Origin of the sequence: Methylobacterium sp. WL8 (genome assembly GCF_008040045.1) — a bacterium.
GTDB classification, from domain to species: Bacteria; Pseudomonadota; Alphaproteobacteria; order Rhizobiales; family Beijerinckiaceae; genus Methylobacterium; species Methylobacterium cerastii.
In genome coordinates this window covers 92,223-111,324 of sequence record NZ_VRVF01000006.1, presented here as the reverse complement: position 1 = coordinate 111,324, position 19,102 = coordinate 92,223, and the positions used below count along the sequence as shown (strand labels likewise).

Here is a 19,102-nt window from a genome sequence, read left to right as displayed (position 1 = left end):
CACGAGGACCGACCCGCCTTCATGACGTCCGACACCGAACAGACCGCCCCCCGCGCCTCGCAGTATTCCTACGAGGACCTGCTCGCCTGCGGGCGCGGCGAACTCTTTGGCGCGGGCAACGCCCAGCTGCCGCTGCCGCCGATGCTGATGTTCGATCGCATCACCGAGATCGCCGCCGAGGGCGGCGCCCACGGCAAGGGTCTGGTCCGCGCCGAGTTCGACATCCGGCCAGACCTCTGGTTCTTCTCCTGCCACTTCAAGGGCGACCCGGTGATGCCGGGCTGCCTCGGGCTCGACGCCCTGTGGCAGCTCGTCGGCTTCCATCTCGGTTGGCTCGGCGCGCCGGGCCGCGGGCGGGCGCTCGGCGTCGGCGAGGTCAAGTTCACGGATCAGGTCCTGCCGACCGTCAAGCAGGTGGTCTACGGCGTCGACCTGCGGCGAGTGCGGACCGGCAAGCTTGTCCTCGGCATCGCCGACGGGTGGCTGGAAGCCGACGGAAAGCGCATCTACGAGGCCAAGGACCTGCGCGTCGCCCTTTTCCAGAGCTGAGCGCCACACCTGATTTCGATGCGTTCCCGGCAACGGGGCGCGTCCTCGCCGGTTGAGAACAGGCCGGCGACATCCTAGCTGACGAAGTAGCGTGACGCTCACCCACCGGGCGCGTCGCCGGGGAGACGAGTTCGTTCATGCGCCGTGTCGTCGTCACCGGGATGGGCATCGTCTCATCCATCGGAAACAACACCGAGGAAGTGCTCGCCTCGCTCCGCGAAGGGCGGTCCGGCATCACCCGTGACGGCTCGCATGCCGAGCATGGCTTCCGCAGCCAGGTCTCGGGCCGGCCCACCCTGGACCCCGAGGGAGTCGTCGATCGCCGCGCCATGCGCTTCCACGGCGGGGGCAGTGCCTGGAACCACGTGGCGATGGATCAGGCGATCCGCGACTCAGGACTCGAGGCCGGCGACATCTCGAACGAGCGCACCGGCATCATCATGGGTTCGGGCGGTCCCTCGACACGTGTGATCGTTGAATCGGCCGCGATCGCCCGCGAGAAGGGTCCTAAGCGTGTCGGTCCGTTCGCGGTGCCGAAGGCGATGTCCTCGACCGCCTCGGCGACCCTGGCGACCTGGTTCAAGATCAAGGGCGTCAACTATTCGATTGCCTCGGCCTGCGCGACTTCGAACCATTGCATCGGCAACGCCGCCGAGATCATCCAGGGCGGTCGCCAGGACATCATCTTCGCCGGCGGCTGCGAGGATTTGGACTGGACACTGTCGGTGCTGTTCGACGCGATGGGCGCGATGTCCTCGAAGTACAACGCGACACCCGAGAGGGCCTCGCGCGCCTACGACGCCAACCGGGACGGCTTCGTCATCGCCGGGGGTGCCGGCGTCCTCGTCCTCGAGGAGTTGGAGCACGCCAAGGCCCGCGGCGCGCGGATCTACGGCGAGATCGCCGGCTACGGCGCGACCTCCGACGGCTACGACATGGTGGCGCCTTCAGGCGAGGGAGCGGTGCGCTGCATGCGCCAGGCGATGGAAGGCCTGAAGGGCGCGCCGATCGACTACATCAACCCGCACGCCACCTCGACGCCCGTGGGCGACGAGAAGGAGATCGAAGCGATCCGCGAGGTGTTCGGCCGCGGCGACGCCTGCCCGCCGATCGCGGCGACCAAGTCCCTCACCGGGCACTCGCTCGGCGCCACCGGGGTGCAGGAGGCCATCTACGGGCTCCTGATGATGAACAACGACTTCATCAGCGCCAGCGCGCACATCGATGAGATCGACCCCGCCTTCGCCGACATGCCGATCCTGCGCACGCGCCGGGACGGGGCCAAGCTCGGCCACGTGCTGTCGAACTCGTTCGGCTTCGGCGGCACCAACGCGACCCTGGTGCTGAAGAACGTCGACGCCTGACGCGTCCGGCACGACGGCCGGACCGTCGTCAAGGAAATCGGCGGTTCGGGGCACGCTCCGTTAACCATCGGAACCCAAACTCTCCACTCAAGTTCTGCCTTGAGGCTGTGCCAGGGAGTGGAGCGCGCATGACCTTCTTTCTCATCGTCCTGGCGCTCACGGCGGTCGTCCTCGGATCGGCCGGCATCTACGCCAAGCAGGCACTGATCGACGACGCCAAGTCGCAGACGCGTGGCTACTTCTGAAGCAGCTTCCGCGTTTGACCGCCTTGAAGCCCTGCCTCGCGGCGGGGCTTTCGTGTTTCAAGGGGACGCCTTTTTTTAGGTCGGAGATTGGACAGCGCCCTCCCCCGCGCCTAAGCCTCGATCCGAGTTGACGTGCGTCCGATGCGGCGCAGCGCTCGGGAGTTAGGGATCGAATGACGGGTTTGATGGCGGGCAAGCGCGGCCTGATCATGGGCGTGGCCAACGACCACTCGATCGGCTGGGGCATCGCCAGGACCCTGCACAAGCACGGCGCGCAGCTCGCCTTCACCTATCAGGGCGACGCGCTCGGCAAGCGCGTCGCGCCGTTGGCCGCGCGGCTTGATTCCGACATCGTCCTCCCCTGCGACGTGGAGAACCTCGCCTCCGTGGACGCGACCTTCGCCGCCCTTGACGAGCGCTTCGACGGCACCCTCGACTTCGTGGTCCACGCGATCGGTTTCTCGGACAAGGCGCAGCTCAAGGGCCGCTACGTCGACGTGACCACCCGCGAGAACTTCTCGCGCACCATGACGATCTCGTGCTTCTCCTTCACTGAGATCGCGCAGCGGGCGGCCAAGCGCATGCGCGCGGGCGGATCCCTGCTGACGCTGACCTATGGCGGCTCCACTCGCGTCATGCCGAACTACAACGTGATGGGCGTGGCCAAGGCGGCGTTGGAGGCGTCGGTGCGCTACCTCGCCACCGATCTCGGCCCGGACAACATCCGCGTGAACGCCCTCTCGGCCGGGCCGATGCGGACCCTCGCGGGCGCCGGCATCGCCGACGCGCGGCTGATGTTCAACCACCAGAAGGCGCATGCGCCGCTGCGCCGGACCGTGACCCTCGACGACGTCGGCGGCTCGGCGCTCTACCTGCTGTCGGACCTCTCGTGCGGGGTGACCGGCGAGATCCACTTCGTCGATTCCGGCTACAACATCATCTCGATGCCGCGCCCCGACGTGCTCCAGGCGCAGGACGAGGCCGGCGTCGTCGGCGACGCCTGACCCTCAACGCGTCACCGCGATCAGCCCGATCACCAGGCTCGCGGCGAGCAGGATCAGGTGGACGCCACCACCGGCGGCGAGCCACGCACTCATTCCTGGGTCGAACCCGCCGGAATACGCCCCGGGGGCAGCAGCCCGGGCTCGCGCGACGGCCGCCGCACGGCACGGCGCCCGCGCCGCTCGATGACCGCCCGCGGCGGCGGCGCGGAGGGATAGTTCGACGCGAACGGGTTCGGGGGCACGGCGGAGCCGGTCGGCCCGAACGTGCTTCCGGCATAGCCCCGGCCCTGTGATAGGGCGGGGAGCGATCCGGCCGCGAGGATCGCGGCGGCGAGCAACGTACGATAGGGCATCGACATCCTTTGGTGTGTGGCCCCATCCAGATAGGGCCGCGGCGGCGCGAGCGGGATTGGACGACGGCATGGAACCGCATCGAATCGAGCGCGACGGCACGCAGTACGAGGTCGCCTTCGAGCGTGCGCCCGAGGGCTGGGTCGCCCTCATCCGCAGGCTCGACGACGGCGCGGTCCACGTCGTCGCCTTCGCCGACGGGGCCGGATACGACTCCGACGACCCGCGCGGCTCGCTGATCGCCGGCTGCGAGGCGGCGATCGAACGCCTGCCCTGGGCCGCCCCGACCCGGCACTGAGCGGGCGGCCTGCGGAACCACCGCGCCGCCGACGTGTTCGCGCTGGACAGGTTTCGTTCCAGGTCGGGAGATTGCGATGTCCGAAGTCACCTATCACGTCGTCGAGCACGACGGCGGCTACGCCTACAAGGTCGGCGACGTGTTCTCCGAGACCTTCCCGAGTCACGACGAGGCCCTGCAGGCGGCGCAAGCTGCCGCCGCCGAGCAGCAGGTTCCGGGCTCGACCGAGGGGATCCGCTACCAGGACGGCTCGGGCGCCTGGCACGACGAGACCGCCCGCGGCGACGATCGGCCGGTGGCGAAAGTCGAGGATTGATCGAGGCCGTGACGGGCGGGGTCTGGACGATCGATGCCTCGCAAATCGGCCACGGCGCCTCTTAAATCCGTTCCGTCGGCGGTCAAGCCGCCGAAGGGCACCCGCCGCACCACGCCCTCCCCCGAGACGCTGGCGGCGCTGAGCCCGGATCGCCTGATCGGCCTGATCCTCGGCGAGGCGGCGCGCAACGCCGCGTTCAGAAAGCTCGTGAGCGCGGCCCTTGCCTCCCTGCAGGGCCCGGAGGCTGTCGCCGCGATCGTGGATCGCCGGCTCACCGCCCTTGAAGGCGCCCGCGGCTTCATCGATTGGCAGAAGCGCCGAGCCTTCACCACCGACCTCGGTGCGACGGTCACCGTGATCCTCACGGAGCTGGCGACCCTCGACCGCGCGGCCGCCCTGGAACGTCTAGTACGCTTCCTCGGTGGGGCCGACGCGGTGCTGAACCGAGTCGACGACGGCTCGGGCGCGATCCAGGCCATCTACGAGCGCGCCTCCGAGGCTGTCGTCGCCATTGCGGCGGCCCTCGATCCGGACGCCGCTGGCTTGTTCGCCTTGACACTGATCCCGCGCGTCGTCGCCGACCCCTACGGACCGTTCGGCCTACTGATCCGCGATCTCGTTCCGCGCCTGCCGGCCACCGCGCTGCAATCCCTCGACGACGCGCTTGCCGAAGCCGTCTGCGCCGGGGCCAAGCCTGCCGACGGCACGAGCGCGACGCCCGCAATCCGAGCCGGCCTGACCCACGGGAACCTCCTGCGCATTCGCCAGGACATCGCCGACAGCCGCGGAGACGTAGACGCCTACGTCGCGCTCGAGCAGGCGATCATGCCCGGCCGGCCGGACGTCATCGAAATCGCCCGGCGCCTGCTCGACGCCGGCCGCGCCGCGGAGGCGCTGGACTGGATTCGGCGCCCGGCATCCTCGCAGGGCCGCGTCGTCACCCGCGCGTCGCTCGCCGTCGGCGACGCGGCGATCGACGGCCGAGCGCGGGAGCGGATCGCCCTGGAAATCCGCATCCTCGATGCGCTCGATCGACGGGAGGAAGCCCAGGCGCTGCGCTGGCGCGGGTTCGAGACCCTGCTCGACGCCGACATGCTGCGGGCGCACCTCGCGAAGCTGCCCGACTTCGAGGACGAAGAAGTGTGGGAGCGTGCCCTCGAACACGTGAGCCGGCACGACGACGCCCACCGCGCGCTCGCTTTCCTCGTGGCGTGGCCGAGCCTCGACCGGGCCGCGCGCCTCGTCCTCGCTCGCGCTTCGGAGTGGCGCGGCGCCGCCTACCGCTTGCTGGAACTGGCGGCGGAGGCGCTGGAGCCCGCCCATCCTGCGGCGGCCGCAATCCTGCTGCGTCGCATGATCGACGACATCCTCGGCGAGGGCCGGAGTAGCGCCTACCCGCATGCGGCGCGCTACCTCAAGGCCCTGGACGCGATGGCTCCGCGGCTTCTGGCCGGCGCGATCGAGCCGGCGCCGGAAGCGTATCGCGCCGGCCTACGCGCGGCGCACGGGCGCAAGTACGGGTTCTGGCCGCTGGTCCAGGATTAAGTGGTTTCGATGCCGTCGACCCGGTCGCGGTAGAAGGCCACATGCCCGGCGATCTCGGCCACGGCCGGGAACGGCGCCTCGTAGCTCCACACCGCGTCCGGTTGCGACGCGTCGCCCACCTTGAGGCTGAAGTAGCTGGCGTCGCCCTTATATGGGCAATGGCTCGTCCGCACCGAAGGCGTGAAGTGCGAGAGGTCGACGTCGGTGCGCGGGATATAGAGCACCGGCGGATACGACGCCTCCTTCAACGACAGCACGTTGCGGCTGTCGGCGACGGCGACGCCGTTCAGCATCACCCGGATGCGACCCGGATGCGGCGTGACGGTGATCGGGTGGTCGGGGCCGGGCTGTCTCATCGTGGAATCCGCTCGTTGGGGTTCAGCTCTATGGTGCCGAGCGCGTCGGCGAGCCGGGCCTTCGCGGTTCCTGGCTTCAGCGGCACCTGCTGGCTCGCATGCGGCGCCCATCCGGTCAGCCAAAGCACCTCGAAAGTCGCGCGAAGCCGGCCGTCCGCGTCGGCGAAGCGGGAGGCATAGATCTCGGCCATGCGGATCAGCGTGGTGCGCCGCAGGGGCGTGCGGCGGCGCTCGACCAGCGTGTTGGTCAGGCCCATGGCGCGCAGGTCGCGCATCAGCGCGAACGGGTCGGCGTAGCGCACCGTCACGGTCTCGGTGTCGGCGACCGGCAGGGCGAAGCCCGCCCGCTGCAACAACGCGCCGGCCTCGCGCACCTCGGCGAACGGTGCGACCCGCGGACTGATGCCGCCTTCGACCTCGCTCTCGGCTTGGGCGAAGCTCGTGCGCAACTCGATCAGCGTGGCGCCCCCGAACAAGCATCCAAGGAACAGCCCGTCCGGGCGCAGGGCGCGGCGGAGCTGCACAAGCGTGCCGGGCAGGTCGTTGACGCCCTGGAGCGCGAGGAGCGAGACGGCGCAATCGAAATGGCCTGGGGCGGCCGGAAGCGCCTCCGGGTCGGCGACCGCCTGCGCGACGCCTAGCTCTGCTGCCTCGGCGAGCGGCGCGAGCCGCAGCACCGCCGCGTCGGGATAGCGGGCGGCGAGCACGCGCGCCGCCGCGGTCGTTGGCGTCGCGAGGTCGAGGCAGGTGGTGAAGGTTCGCAGCACCGCGCCGAGGCGGTCGTCGAGGTCCGCCGCCATGCGGGCGACGAGGAAGTCGGCGAAGCCCGTGCGTCGCGCGCGGGCGAGGCGGCGGCGGGCGAGCCCGGTGTCGAACAGATGCGAAGGCGCTGTCATGCACAGCCACACATGGCGCTCGACCCGTCCGGTTGCCAGCTGCGGCGGCGCTCGGCGAAGGTGGTGAGCCGACCATCACAGTTTTGCGAGGGTGGAACGGGTCTGGACGATCGCCGTTCCTGGTCAGTTCCATCGGCTGCTGAGCCGCATATCGGAGTCGCATCCCATGATCCGCTTTCTGTCCGGGGCCGCCCTGGCCCTCACGATCGTCGCCTTCGGCTCGACCGCCGAGGCCAAGGGCTGTATCAAGGGCGCCATCGTCGGCGGGATCGCAGGCCACTATGCCGGGCATCACGGGTTGGTCGGCGCCGCCGCAGGCTGCGCGATCGGTCGCCACCGCGCCAACGCCGAGGCCCGCCGCAACGACCAGACCCCGCCCGCGACGCGCTGAGCCGGCTGCGCGCCGCGTCAGGGCGTGGGTCGTGCCTGCGCCTGAAAACATCGACAGCGAGGAAGCCCGTGCATCGAAAGGTGCGCGGCCTTCCGCCATTTTCGGCCGCGCCGCTCGGGCGCTCGTCGGCCTCGTCTACCCGCCCTCTTGCGCGGGATGCGGCGCAGCCACGGCCGATCCCGGCGCGCTCTGTCCCGCCTGCTGGTCCGGCCTGCGCTTCATCGAGGAGCCGCGCTGCCCGCGCTACGGGACGCCGTTCGCCCTCGACCTCGGGATCGGCCCGCTGCTGTCGCCGCGCGCGATCAGCGATCCGCCGGTCTTCGAGCGGGCGCGAGCGGTGGTGCTCTACGACGACACCGCTCGCGGGCTCGTGCACCGCTTGAAATACGAGGACCGCCTCGACCTCGCCAAGGCGATGGCGGCGATGATGGCCGCCTCCGGCGCCGCCCTGATCGCGGAGGCCGATTGCGTCGTGCCGGTGCCGTTGCATCGCTGGCGGCTGTGGCGACGGCGGTTCAACCAGGCGGCTTTGCTCGCCCGCCCCCTCGCCCGCGCCGGGCGGGTGCCGTTCCTGCCGCAGGCGCTCGCGCGGGTGAAGGCGACGCGCTCGCAGGTGGGCTTGAGCCGCGCCGGGCGCGCCGAGAATCTCCAGGGCGCCTTCCGCGTGCCGCCGGCGCACCGGGCCGCCCTTCAGGGCCGACGCGTCCTCCTCGTCGACGACGTCACCACCACCGGCGCGACCGCCAACGCCGCCGCCCGCGCACTGTTGCGCGGCGGGGCGGCCTCCGTCGACCTCCTCACCTTCGCGCTGGTGGCCGACCCGATCGGCTGAACGGTCGTCTCACGCCGGCGGCAGCCCGCGCGGCCGCAGGGCGGCGATCGTCAGGTCGAAGGCCTCGGCGATGCCCTCGTGCCAGAGCGAGAACGGCGTCGGCCGTTCGAGATGCAGGGCCGCCTCGGCCTCCATGCCGCTGGCCTGCAGGTCGGCGCCATAGCGCAGCGCGAGACGGCGCATCGGCCCGTTCCGGGCGAGACACCGCACGTGCAGGTCGCCGACTCTTCGGTTGCGGGCGGCTTCCGTGATCCGCGCGAACAGGGCGCCGCCGAGGCCGCGGCGGCGATACGCGCGCTCGACGGCGAAGGCCGCCTCCGCCTCGGCGCCGAGGTCGAACGCCGTCGCGCCGGCGCGCGACGGGCGCAACTCGGCGACGCCGCGCAGGACGCCGGAGACGAACGCGCCGAAGATCAGGCCCTCCGCCGTCACGGCGCGCTCGGCGTAGGCGCGGATCCCGGCCTCGCCGACGGCGCCCATGAAGCGGTTCGCACGGGTCTCCGGATCGAGGCGCAGGAAGTAGGCGAGGATCTCGGCGCGGTCGCTCGCACGCAGGCGGCGGATCGTGTGTCCCGCCGGCTTCGGCTCGGGCAGTGCCATGGTTCCAGTCTCCGATTACGCGGCGCTGACGTCTGCGCGCATCCGGGCGTGCCCTCCCTCGAAGGTAGCGCCGGTCTCGCACCGCCAAGCCGATTGTGCAATGCAACAATTCGTCCTTGCAGTTTGCGGCGTGGGCTGACATGCGCCGGGCGGATGGAACCCGTTTCCTCGTATCTTGCCGGGCGGCGGGTTGATCGCCCTGCGCGCGCGCGGCAGACGTGTGATCCGTCCTTCGCGCCGCAACAGGGCCGAGGCCGAGCAGGATCCCGTGGTCGTGAGCCGGATGTCGTGAGCCCTACCTCGCCGAGCCAGGCGCCCTCCGCAGACGCGCGCAGCGGCGCGCTCTCCCCCGGGCCGGTCCACGATCGCTACGAGGCGTTGATCGCGTCGGGCGCGATCGAGCGCGACCCGGCGCAGGCGCGGCTGGTGCGCGCTCTCGACCGGCTCGCCCTCGACCTGGAGCGGCGCCGACGCGCCAAGAAGGGCAGCGCCCTCGGCTGGCTGTTCTCGCGCAAGGACACCGTCGGGCCGACGAAGGGGCTGTACATCTGGGGCTCGGTCGGGCGTGGCAAGACCATGCTGATGGACCTGTTCCACGAGGCCGCCCCCGGCCCGAAGCGCCGCGTCCACTTCCACGGTTTCCTCGCCGACGCGCACGAGCGTATCCACGCCTACCGCCAGGCGCTGAAGCGCGGCGAGGTCAAGGGTGACGACCCGATCGGCCCGGTCGCCGACGCCTTGGCCGACGACTCGACGCTGCTGTGCTTCGACGAGTTCACCGTCACCGACATCGCCGACGCGATGATCCTCGGCCGGCTGTTCGGAGCGCTGTTCAAGCGCGGCGTGACGGTGGTGGCGACCTCGAACGTGGAGCCGGACCGGCTCTACGAGGGCGGCCTCAACCGGGCCCTGTTCCTGCCCTTCGTCGAGGAGCTGAAGGAGCGGGTCGAGGTGTTGCGCTTGGATTCGCGCACCGACTTCCGCCTCGAGAAACTCGGCGGCGCGCCGGTCTACCACGTGCCCGCCGACGCGGCCGCGCGCTCGGCGCTCGATGCCGCCTTCCGCGGCCTGACCGGCAAGGCCAAGGGCCGGTCTGCGACGCTCACCGTGCACGGCCGTCAGGTGCCGGTGCCACAGGAGGCTGCGGGCGTCGCCCGGTTCAGCTTCGACGACCTCTGCGCCCAGCCCCTCGGCGCCTCCGACTACATGGCGATCGCCCGCGCCTTCCACACGGTGATCGTCGAAGAGATTCCGGTGATGGGCGAGCAGAACCGCAACGAGTGCAAGCGCTTCATCACCCTGATCGACACCCTGTACGACCGCCACGTGAAGCTCGTCGCCTCGGCCGCCGCCGAGGCGCAGGCGCTCTACTCGGTGCGGGAAGGCCGCGAGGCCTTCGAGTTCGATCGGACGGTGTCCCGGCTGATCGAGATGCGCTCGGTGGAATACCTCGCCCTGCCGCACGGCCGGGCCGATTCCGAGGCTTCCGGCTCGACGACCGGCCTCGTCGAGACCTGATGCGGCTTCGCGGCGCCTGCCGCGCCGACGGGTAAAGCTTCGACAACCGCGCGCGCCCGGTTATGTCTGCGCGGATCGCCCCGGCACGTCGCCGGGCCGATCCGGGGCGCCCGACATGATCACCCATCCGAAACATCCGCCCGCGGCGGGTGGTGCTGCGACGCGGACCCGGATCGGGATGGCCGTCGCGTGATCAATCCCCGGTCGATCTCGTTCCTGCGCCGGGCCAACTGGCGCAGCGCGCGGCCTTTCGCGGGCCTGCTCGGCTCGCCGGTCGCCTTCGGGTTGCTGCTCGTCGCCCTCGTCGCCGGCGCCTGGAACTACGTCGGCGGCGAGGCGAGCCGCGCTGCGGTCGCGGCCGGGACCGCGCGGATCTCGCAGCTCGAGCGTCTGCTCTCGGCGGTGAAGGACCTCGAGACCGGCGAGCGCGGCTACGTCCTCGTCGGCGGCGACATGTACCTCGAGCCCTACCAGAAGGCGCTCGGCGCGATCGATACGGGCCTGACGGCGCTCGGCCGCGTGGCGCAGGCGCCCGTGCGCCAGGGCGGCGCCTCGCTCGCCGCCCTGATCGCGGACAAGCGCGACTTCGCGGCCCGCGTCGTCGCCGCCCGCCGGGACGTGAGCTTCGACGCGGCGACGGAGATCGTCCGAACCGGCGTCGGCAAGCAGCTGATGGACGCCATTCGCGCCGAGACCGCGGGGCTGCAGGCGGCGACCGCGGAACGGCTGGAGGCCGACCGCAGCCGGGACGTCGCCCGCTCCCTGCTGCTGTCGGTGCTGGCGGCGATCTGTGCCGTCGTCGCGATCGTCCTCCTCGCCCGCCTCGCCCTGGTTCGCCGGCGCGAGGCGATGCGGATGTCCGGGCTCCTCGACGGCGTCCTCGCGAACGCCCCGGTCGGCCTCGGCTTCCTCGATCGCGACCTCAAGATCCGCCACATGAACCGGGCGCTCGCGGTGATGAGCGAGCGCGGCTTCGGCGCCGACCTCGGCGCGCCGATCTGGGCGATGCTGCCCAACCTCGCGGACGCCCTCGGCCCGAAGCTCGCCGCCGCCCTCAACGAGGGGCTGGTGACGCCGGACGTTCCCGTGGCGGTGCCGACGCCCTCGGCCCCCGGTGGCGTGCGCCGGTTCTCGATGAGCTTCTACCCGTTGCGCGGCACCTCGTCGGACCCAGAGCCGGCGATCGAGGGCGTCGGCATCGTCGTCCTCGACGAGACCCTGCGCTGGATCGTCGAGGAGCGCATGCGCCGCAGCGAGGAGCGCTTCCGCTCGCTCATCGAGGCGAGCGCGTCGATCGTCTGGACGGCGACCGCGGAGGGCAGCCTGCATCCGCGCCAGGCGTCTTGGACGCGCTTCACCGGCCAGGACGACGCGGCCTATGCCGGCGAGGGCTTCCTCGACGTGATTCACGTCGAGGACCGCGCGCACACCGCAAAGGCCTGGCAGGCGGCAGTCTCGACGCTGCAGCCCTACGAGACCGAGCACCGCCTGCTCCGGGCCGACGGCGAATTCCGGCACATGGCGGTACGCGCCGTGCCGATCCTCGCCGAGGACGGCAGCCTGCGCGAATGGGTCGGCACCCACACCGACATCAGCGAGCGCAAGGCGGCCGAAGCCGCGGTCGAGGCGGCGCGTCAGGCCGCCGAAGACGCCAACCGCGCCAAGAGCCAGTTCCTGGCCAACATGAGCCACGAGCTGCGCACCCCGCTCTCGGCGGTGATCGGCTATTCCGAGATGCTGCAGGAGGAGCTGGAAGACCTCGGCGAGCCGGCGCTGATCGCCGACATGAAGAAGATCGAGTCCAACGCCCGCCACCTCCTCGGGCTGATCAACGACGTGCTCGATCTGTCGAAGATCGAGGCCGAGCGGGTCGAGATCTACGCCGAGGACTTCTCCGTCGCCGACGTGGTGGCCGAGGTCGCCGCCACCGTCGAGGGTTTGGTCGCCAAGAAGGGCAACGCCCTCGACCTGACGATCGCCGACGACGTCGGCACGGCGCATACCGACGTGACCAAGCTGCGCCAGTGCCTGATCAACCTTCTGAGCAACGCGGCGAAGTTCACCGAGAACGGCCGCGTCGGCCTCACCGTCACGCGCGACGCCGACGCCGTCCTGCGCTTCGCGGTAAGCGACACCGGCATCGGCATGAACGAAGAGCAGGTCGGCCGGCTTTTCGAGCGCTTCACCCAGGCCGACGCCTCCACCACCCGGCGCTTCGGCGGAACCGGGCTCGGGCTCTCGATCACCCGCGCCTTCGCCGGCCTTCTGGGCGGCACCGTCGAGGTCGCGAGCGTCGAAGGCGCGGGCAGCACCTTCACCCTGACGCTGCCGGCGCAGTTCGCCGGCCCCGATGCCGCCCCCGCGCAGGGCGAGGACGGGGCGGTCGGAAACCGTATCCTCGTCATCGACGACGACCCGGCGACGCGCGACCTGCTCGCCCGCTTTCTCGAGAAGGAGGGATTCGCCGTCTCCACCGCCGAGGACGGACGCCAGGGGCTGGAGCGGGCGCGGGCGCTACGCCCGCGCGCGATCCTTCTGGACGTGACCATGCCGCGGATGGACGGCTGGTCGGTGCTGCGCGCGCTCCGAGCCGACCCGGAGCTGGGTGCGACGCCGATCGTCATGGTGACGGTGCTCGACGAGCAGAACCTCGCCTTCTCCCTCGGCGCCACCGACTATCTGCACAAGCCGATCGAGTGGGGGCACCTCAAGGCCGTCACCGACCGGTTCCGTCCCGGCAACGCCGAGGGGCCGATCCTCGTGGTCGAGGACGACCCCGACGCCCGCGAGCGGGTGACGACCTTCCTGGAGCGCGAGGGTTTCCCGGTCTGCTCGGCCGAGCACGGCAAGCTCGCGCTGGAGGCGGTGGCGCGGGAGAAGCCGGCCCTCGTGCTTCTCGACCTGATGATGCCGGAGATGGACGGCTTCGGCTTCCTCCGGGCGCTGCGCACCCGCGCGGAGTGGCGCGACATCCCCGTGGTGGTGCTCACCGCCAAGGACATCACCGCGGAGGATCGTCGCCGCCTCGCGGGGCAGGCCGACCGTGTGATCAGCAAGGGCTCGATGAGCCTGTCGGACCTTGCGCAGGAGGTGCGCGGGTTGGTCGGTGGTCCGGCGTAGAAACGACGCGGCCCCCTCTCCCGTTCGGGAAAGGGGGCCACACTTCTTCAGCAGGTGCGCTCGAGGGTACGTCTCAAGGCTCGGAAGTCGGGAAAACCTATTTCTCGACGAAGGCCTTCTCGATCACGTAATGGCCGGCTTCGCCGTGGTTGCCCTCTTCGTAGCCGCCGTTGGTCAGCAGCTCGCGGGTGTCGCGGATCATGTCGGGGCTGCCGCACAGCATGAAGCGGTCGTTCTCGACCGACATGTTCGGCAGGTCGATATCCTCGAACAGCTTGCCCGAGGTCATCAGGTCGGTGATCCGGCCTCGGTTGCGGAACGGCTCGCGGGTCACGGTCGGGTAGTAGATCAGCTGTGCGCTGATCATCTCGCCGAGGAACTCGTGCTTCGGCAGGCTTTCGGTGATGGTCTCGCCGTAGGCGAGTTCCTGAACCTGCCGGCAGCCGTGGACGAGGACGACCTTCTCGAAGCGCTCGTAGGTCTCCGGGTCCTTGATGATCGACAGGAAGGGCGCGAGCCCGGTGCCGGTGCCGAGGAGGTAGAGGTTCTTGCCCGGCAGCAGGTTGTCGAGCACCAGCGTGCCGGTGGGCTTCTTGCCGACGATGATCGGGTCGCCGACCTTGAGGTGCTGCAGCTTCGAGGTGAGCGGGCCGGCCTCGACCTTGATCGAGAAGAACTCCAGCTCCTCCTCGTAGTTGGCCGAGACGACGCTGTAGGCGCGCAGGAGCGGTCGCCCCTCGACCTCGATGCCGATCATCGTGAACTCGCCGTTCCGGAAGCGGAAGGCCGGATCGCGCGTCGTGCGGAAGGAGAAGAGCGTGTCGGTCCAGTGGTGGACCGACAGAACGCGCTCCTCATAGAACTTGCTCATCGACTGAGGTGTCCCGAATCCCGATGGGGTTGGCGGTCTTTTCGCAGGTGCGGAACGCAGGTCAAGACGCGCCGACGACACACAGCCATGCAACCGCAACTGATTGGAATCGCTCTTAATACCCGCGGCGATACGGCCTAGAGCGGCTTCAACCCGGCCTCGATCTCGGCCCGGCGCGGCTCGAGGAACGGCGGCAGCGCCAAGCCCTGCCCGAGCCGGTCGAGCGGTTCGTCTGCAGTGAAGCCTGGACCGTCGGTGGCGATCTCGAACAGGATGCCGTTCGGCTCGCGGAAGTACAGGCTTCGGAAGTAGAAGCGGTCGACCGGGCCGCTCGACGGCATCCGGCGCGTGTTCAGGCGGTCGGCCCAGGCTGCGTAATCCGCATCGGGGATACGGAAGGCGACATGGTGGACGGCGCCTGCTCCCTGCCGCGCAGGGGCGGAGGCGTCGCCCAGAAGCTGCACCTCTGCCGCCGGGCCGCCCTTCCCCATGGCGAAGACGTGGACGGAACCTTCCGGCGTCTCGAAGCTGCGGGCGTGCACCATGCCCAGCACGTCGACGAGGACGCGGCCGGTTGGCTCCGGCTGCGCCACCGACAGCCGGATCGGTCCGAGGCCGCGGATCTGATGATCGGGCGCCACCGGGCTGCCGGCCCACGGATGCGCGTCGCCCGCGCCGCCGTCGTCGACGAGGCTCAGGCGCTGGCCTTCCGAATCCTCGAAGTCGAGGGTCAGGCGACCGTCGCGCTCCACCGGCGCGGAATGGGTCACGCCCTCCCGCGCCAAGCGCTCGCGCCAAGCCTCGATCGCCGTCGGCCCCGCCACGCGCAGGTGTGTGCGGGTGATGCTGTTCGTCCCGCGCCGCTCAGGTGGCGCCGGCCAGTCGAAGAAGGTGACGTCGGTGCCGGGCGAGGCCAACCCGTCGGCGTAGAACAGGTGGTAGGCCGAGACGTCGTCCTGGTTCACCGTCTTCTTCACCAGGCGCAGCCCGAGCACGCGGGTGTAGAAGGCGTGGTTGTCCGCAGCCCGCGCGGTGATCGCGGTCAGGTGGTGGATCCCGGTGAGCTGCATCGGCGAGGGCGTTTTCCGTCGAAGGGGTTGCCGGTTCGGCGAAAAACGCGGCCCGGCAAAGGGATGGGACGTTCCCCATGATCCAGGGATCATGGGGTCGATTCTAGAGGCCGATCGGCCGCCCGGCGGCGACGACCAGCATCCGGCCGTCGGCGAAGGTCCGCGCGCCGGCCCGGCGGATGTCCTCCTGCGTGACCGACGAGACCAGCGCGTTGCGGCGCTCGATGTAGTCCATGCCGAGGCCTTCGAACGCGATCTGCACCAGCTGGTGGGCGATCTTGGTCGAGGTGTCGAAGCCCAGCGCGTAGGAGCCGGTGAGGTAGTCCTTGGCCTTCTGCAGCTCCTCGTCGTCCGGTCCGTCGGCGATCAGGCGGTTGATCTCGTCGCTGATGACCGACACCGCCTCGCCGACGCGCTCGTTCTTGGTCGCGGTATAGCCCCAGGTCATCGCCGCCGAGCGGTGGCTGACAAGCGAGGTTCCGACGGAGTACGCCAGACCGCGCTTCTCGCGCACTTCCTGGAACAGCCGCGAGGTGAAGGCGCCGCCGCCCAGGATGTGGTTGAGAACGTAGGCTGGGATGAAGTCGGGGTCGCGCCAGGCGACGCCGGCCATGCCGAAGCGGATCACCGATTGCGGCACATCGAGGTCGACGACCACGCGCTTGCCGAGGTCGCCCACCGTGGTCCGCTCGATCGCGCGCAGGCCGCCGGCCTCCGACAACGCGCCGAAGGCGCGGTCGAGGCTCTTGGCGAGCTGCTCGGCGCCGATCGCGCCGACGGCGGCGATCTTCACCGCGCCGCGGCCGAGGAGCTGGGCGTGCATCGCCACGAGGTCGTCGCGGGTGATCGCCGACACCGCCTCGATCGTGCCCGACGAGGGCCGGCCGTAGGCGTGCCCGGCGAAGGCCTCGGCGAAGAAGCGGCGCGAGGCCATCACGCCCGGGTCGTTCTGCTGGTAGCGCAGGCCGGCGATCACCTGGCCGCGGACCCGCTCGATCGCGTCGGCGTCGAAGCGGGGCTTGGCGAGCGCCAGGGCCAGGAGGTCGATCGCCTCGTCGGCGTGCTTGACGAGCATCTTCAACGAGCCGCCGATCGCGTCGGGGCCGGCATGGAACGAGAGCTCGATCGCGCGTGCCGCGAGCCGTTCCTGGAAGGCGTCGGAGCCGAGGTCGCCGGCACCCTCGTCGAGGAGACGCGCCAACATCTGGGCGCAGCCCGACTTGCCCTCCGGGTCCTGCGCCGCCCCGCCCTCGAAGGTGAAGGCGAGCGCGATCATCGGCACCACCGGCGATTCGACGTGCCACGCCTCGATCCCGGCGGCGGTCTGGATCGGTAGCGCCTTGGCCGGGCTCGCCTTGGTGCGGACCGGCGTCTCGGCCAGGTCGGTGTCAGCGAAGTTCATGGACGACCTCGTTGTTCTCGTTCTCTTGGATGCGGCCTCTGCGTGCGGCGCCGGGCGCCGCAGGCCGAAGGCGCTATTCCGCGGCGATCGCCATGGGCGCGTCCGGGTCGCTCGCCTTGACGAGGTAGCCGGTCACCGAGCGGGACGGCGTCAGCCAGCGCTCGCTCGCCGTCGCCAGACGCTCGCGGGTCACGCCCTCGATGTCGGCGGGCCAGCGGCGCACCTCCTCGATGGTCTCGCCGATGGCGAGCGCCGAGCCGTAGATGCGCGCGAGCGACGACTGGCTATCGGAGGAGTAAACCGTCTCGGCGACCAGCCGGGTCTTGGCCCGCTCGATCGCCTCGGCGTTCAGCGCCTCGGAAGGTGCGCGCCGGAGCACGCGGTCGACCTCGGCCTCGAGCTTCTCCAGGCTGACGCCCTCGGCGGGGATCGCGTAGACCGAGAAGCGGGTGTCGTCGATCGCCGAGCCCATGTACCAGGCGCCCGCGTTCACCGCGAGGCCGCTCTCCATGACGAGCTTTCGGTAGAGGTAGGAGGTCGAGCCGCCGCCGAGCACTTCGGCGAGCAGTTCGAGATCGTGGCAGCCTCCGTCGCGGGCGGTGATGCAGGACGGCGTGAGGTAAAGCCGCTGCAAGGTCGGCTGCTCGACCTTCGGGTCGGCCACCGCGAGACGGCGCAGCGCTTTCGGCTCGGGCTCCCGCGGGCGGACCCGCACCGGGCGGGCGCCCTGCGGTGCGACGCGCCCGTAGGTCGCCTCGGCCAGGCGCCGGACCTCGTCGGGCGTCACGTCGCCGGCGACCACGAGGATCGCATTCTCGGGCGTGTAGAAGCGCTTGTAGTAGTCGAGGGCGTGGTTGCGGTTCAGCTCCTCGATCTCGTGCATCCAGCCGATGATCGGGATGCCGTAGGGGTGGTGCACGAAGAGCGAGGCCGCCATCGCCTCGGAGAGCTGGGCGGAGGGATCGGTCTCGACCCGCATGCGGCGCTCCTCCAGCACCACGTCGCGCTCGGGCGCGACCACCGCGTCTTCGAGGACGAGGCCGGTCATGCGGTCGGCCTCGAACGCCATCATGGTGTCGAGGTTGTCGCGGGCGACGCGCTGGAAGTAGGCGGTGTAGTCGTAGGAGGTGAAGGCGTTCTCCTGGCCGCCGAGACCGGAGACGGCCTTCGAGAAGGCGCCGACCGGGTGCTTCTCGGTGCCCTTGAACATCAGGTGCTCGAGGAAGTGGGCGATGCCGGACCGGCCGAGCGGGTCGTCGGCCGAACCGTTGCGGTACCAGATCATGTGAGTCACGACGGGCGCGCGGTGATCCGGCACCACCACCACGTCGAGCCCGTTGTCGAGGGTGAAGGACGACACCTCCGGCCCACCGGCCTCGGAGCGCCCGAACGGCGCCGCCTCGACGCGCCCCGCGCTGGCGAAGCGGCCGCCGGCCGGGAACAGGGTGGGCGTCGCCTTCCTGAACAGATGCATACCGTCTTCCCTCGTGCGGCCCTTAAGGGACCGTCCGTTTCTGGTTCGATGCGGGGCAGCGCGCCGGCATCGTCTCGTCCGGCAATTCCCGTACCGGAAGCGCCGGCGCCGGTCCCGTCCCGAACGGCGACCGACCGTGTGTCACATCCGCGCCTCAGCGCGCACGCTGCTCGCGCAGGTAGGCGCCGGGATCGGATTCTTCGCGCTCGCGGCTGGCGTTGTTGATCGGGTCGGTGGTGTTGCGAACGATCTTCTTGGGCGGCTGGCGGTAGCCCTTGGGCGGATCGGTGAGCACGTCGCGCGATGGCTCGACCGCCGACGGCTCGGTCTTCTCGTTGCCGATCCCGCGGATCAGGTCGAGCGGGTTGACCCAGGAATCCTCCCGGGTGTTGTCGCCGGGCTTGCGCTCGATCTCGCGGGTCACGTTGGCGTCGGCACGGCGGCCGGAACGCATCTCGTCGACCGAGAGCGTCGCGTTGTTGTCCTCGTAGCGCCCCTGCGCCTGGTTGCCCTTCGGCACGCGGCGCTCGGCGGCGGCGCGCTCGCGCTCGACCACCTCGGGCTCCTTCGGCCATTGCGACGAGGATGCGCCGGCGCGCGGTGCCGGCAGGGCCTTTCCGTCGAGGTGCGGCGGCATCACCAGAGGTGCGCGCTCGCGATATTCGATCGGCGCCTGCGGCTTCTCGAGGAGGCCGATGCCGCTCAGCGTGTTGCGCAGCAGCTCGCCCCGCTCCTGCGCCTGGACCGCTGACGGCAGGACGATCGCCGCCGCCATGAGAATGAGCTCCCGGTACCCGATCATGATGCCCCGCAACTTGCCCACCGACGCCCGATCCCCGTTCCGGGGTTCATCGAAGCGGCCGCACGGATGACGGCCTGATCCGGCGCTTCGGGTCTGAA

19 protein-coding genes are annotated in these 19,102 nt (G+C 70.5%); 10 read left to right on the top strand and 9 right to left on the bottom strand.

Annotation, left to right across the window (positions count from 1 at the left end; all coding sequences use genetic code 11):
- Nucleotides 1-21: 21 nt before the first annotated feature.
- From fabA to fabI, 3 genes are all read left to right on the top strand, one after another.
- On the top strand, nucleotides 22-549 hold the full coding sequence (gene fabA / locus FV234_RS04195; RefSeq protein WP_147751790.1) for a 3-hydroxyacyl-[acyl-carrier-protein] dehydratase FabA: 528 nt from the start codon (nucleotides 22-24) through the stop codon (nucleotides 547-549).
- A gap of 137 nt (nucleotides 550-686) precedes the next feature.
- Nucleotides 687-1,913, top strand: a complete 1,227-nt coding sequence (gene fabB / locus FV234_RS04190) for a beta-ketoacyl-ACP synthase I (protein ID WP_147761561.1) — start codon at nucleotides 687-689, stop codon at nucleotides 1,911-1,913.
- 418 nt (nucleotides 1,914-2,331) lie between these two features.
- Nucleotides 2,332-3,162: an enoyl-ACP reductase FabI gene (fabI, locus tag FV234_RS04185; RefSeq protein WP_147751792.1), complete on the top strand. Its 831-nt coding sequence runs from the start codon at nucleotides 2,332-2,334 to the stop codon at nucleotides 3,160-3,162.
- Nucleotides 3,163-3,251: 89 nt separating this feature from the next.
- Here fabI and FV234_RS04180 read toward each other — a convergent pair whose 3' ends face one another.
- Nucleotides 3,252-3,515 carry a hypothetical protein gene (locus FV234_RS04180; protein WP_147828196.1) on the bottom strand — a complete coding sequence of 88 codons (264 nt, stop codon included), beginning with the start codon at nucleotides 3,513-3,515 and terminating at the stop codon, nucleotides 3,252-3,254.
- A 68-nt stretch (nucleotides 3,516-3,583) separates the two neighbouring features.
- Between FV234_RS04180 and FV234_RS04175 the strand changes: the two genes are divergently transcribed.
- The 3 genes from FV234_RS04175 to FV234_RS04165 all read left to right on the top strand — a co-directional run bounded on the left by FV234_RS04175 (nucleotide 3,584) and on the right by FV234_RS04165 (nucleotide 5,672).
- Nucleotides 3,584-3,811 (top strand): hypothetical protein, encoded by a 228-nt coding sequence (locus FV234_RS04175; RefSeq protein WP_147828195.1) that lies wholly within the window; start codon nucleotides 3,584-3,586, stop codon nucleotides 3,809-3,811.
- Between the two features lie 76 nt (nucleotides 3,812-3,887).
- A complete protein-coding gene (locus FV234_RS04170) occupies nucleotides 3,888-4,127 on the top strand; it encodes a DUF2188 domain-containing protein (RefSeq protein ID WP_147751795.1) in 240 nt (79 codons plus the stop codon).
- A gap of 33 nt (nucleotides 4,128-4,160) precedes the next feature.
- Entirely contained in the window at nucleotides 4,161-5,672 is a 1,512-nt protein-coding gene (locus FV234_RS04165; protein WP_147828194.1) for a DUF6880 family protein, read from the top strand.
- Here FV234_RS04165 and FV234_RS04160 read toward each other — a convergent pair.
- Nucleotides 5,669-6,028 carry a DUF427 domain-containing protein gene (locus FV234_RS04160; RefSeq protein WP_147828193.1) on the bottom strand — a complete coding sequence of 120 codons (360 nt, stop codon included), beginning with the start codon at nucleotides 6,026-6,028 and terminating at the stop codon, nucleotides 5,669-5,671. The genes FV234_RS04165 and FV234_RS04160 overlap by 4 nt on opposite strands.
- Entirely contained in the window at nucleotides 6,025-6,924 is a 900-nt protein-coding gene (locus FV234_RS04155) for a methyltransferase domain-containing protein (RefSeq protein ID WP_147828192.1), read from the bottom strand. The genes FV234_RS04160 and FV234_RS04155 overlap by 4 nt, the downstream gene beginning before the upstream one ends.
- A gap of 166 nt (nucleotides 6,925-7,090) precedes the next feature.
- On the opposite strand from FV234_RS04155, the gene FV234_RS04150 reads away from it, so the two are divergent.
- Nucleotides 7,091-7,315 carry a hypothetical protein gene (locus FV234_RS04150; RefSeq protein ID WP_147751799.1) on the top strand — a complete coding sequence of 75 codons (225 nt, stop codon included), beginning with the start codon at nucleotides 7,091-7,093 and terminating at the stop codon, nucleotides 7,313-7,315.
- Between the two features lie 97 nt (nucleotides 7,316-7,412).
- Complete coding sequence (locus FV234_RS04145) at nucleotides 7,413-8,147, top strand: ComF family protein (RefSeq protein WP_246686111.1); 735 nt, start codon at nucleotides 7,413-7,415, stop codon at nucleotides 8,145-8,147.
- A gap of 9 nt (nucleotides 8,148-8,156) precedes the next feature.
- Here the strand turns inward: FV234_RS04145 and FV234_RS04140 are convergent, their stop codons facing one another.
- Nucleotides 8,157-8,747 carry a GNAT family N-acetyltransferase gene (locus tag FV234_RS04140; protein ID WP_147751801.1) on the bottom strand — a complete coding sequence of 197 codons (591 nt, stop codon included), beginning with the start codon at nucleotides 8,745-8,747 and terminating at the stop codon, nucleotides 8,157-8,159.
- A 288-nt stretch (nucleotides 8,748-9,035) separates the two neighbouring features.
- On the opposite strand from FV234_RS04140, the gene zapE reads away from it, so the two are divergent.
- Together zapE and FV234_RS04130 are read left to right on the top strand one after the other, a co-directional pair.
- A complete protein-coding gene (zapE, locus tag FV234_RS04135; protein ID WP_238271384.1) occupies nucleotides 9,036-10,265 on the top strand; it encodes a cell division protein ZapE in 1,230 nt (409 codons plus the stop codon).
- A 189-nt stretch (nucleotides 10,266-10,454) separates the two neighbouring features.
- Nucleotides 10,455-13,385 (top strand): response regulator, encoded by a 2,931-nt coding sequence (locus FV234_RS04130; protein WP_147828189.1) that lies wholly within the window; start codon nucleotides 10,455-10,457, stop codon nucleotides 13,383-13,385.
- Between the two features lie 97 nt (nucleotides 13,386-13,482).
- On the opposite strand, the gene FV234_RS04125 is transcribed toward FV234_RS04130, so the two are convergent.
- The 5 genes from FV234_RS04125 to FV234_RS04105 form a co-directional block, all read right to left on the bottom strand.
- Entirely contained in the window at nucleotides 13,483-14,256 is a 774-nt protein-coding gene (locus FV234_RS04125) for a ferredoxin--NADP reductase (RefSeq protein ID WP_147751804.1), read from the bottom strand.
- A gap of 137 nt (nucleotides 14,257-14,393) precedes the next feature.
- Nucleotides 14,394-15,326: a ring-cleaving dioxygenase gene (locus FV234_RS04120; RefSeq protein ID WP_147828188.1), complete on the bottom strand. Its 933-nt coding sequence runs from the start codon at nucleotides 15,324-15,326 to the stop codon at nucleotides 14,394-14,396.
- 103 nt (nucleotides 15,327-15,429) lie between these two features.
- Complete coding sequence (locus FV234_RS04115; protein ID WP_147828187.1) at nucleotides 15,430-16,728, bottom strand: pitrilysin family protein; 1,299 nt, start codon at nucleotides 16,726-16,728, stop codon at nucleotides 15,430-15,432.
- 73 nt (nucleotides 16,729-16,801) lie between these two features.
- Nucleotides 16,802-18,202, bottom strand: coding sequence for a pitrilysin family protein (locus tag FV234_RS04110; RefSeq protein WP_147828186.1), 1,401 nt, complete (start codon nucleotides 18,200-18,202; stop codon nucleotides 16,802-16,804).
- 154 nt (nucleotides 18,203-18,356) lie between these two features.
- Entirely contained in the window at nucleotides 18,357-18,977 is a 621-nt protein-coding gene (locus tag FV234_RS04105) for a hypothetical protein (protein ID WP_348643051.1), read from the bottom strand.
- Nucleotides 18,978-19,102: the final 125 nt, after the last annotated feature.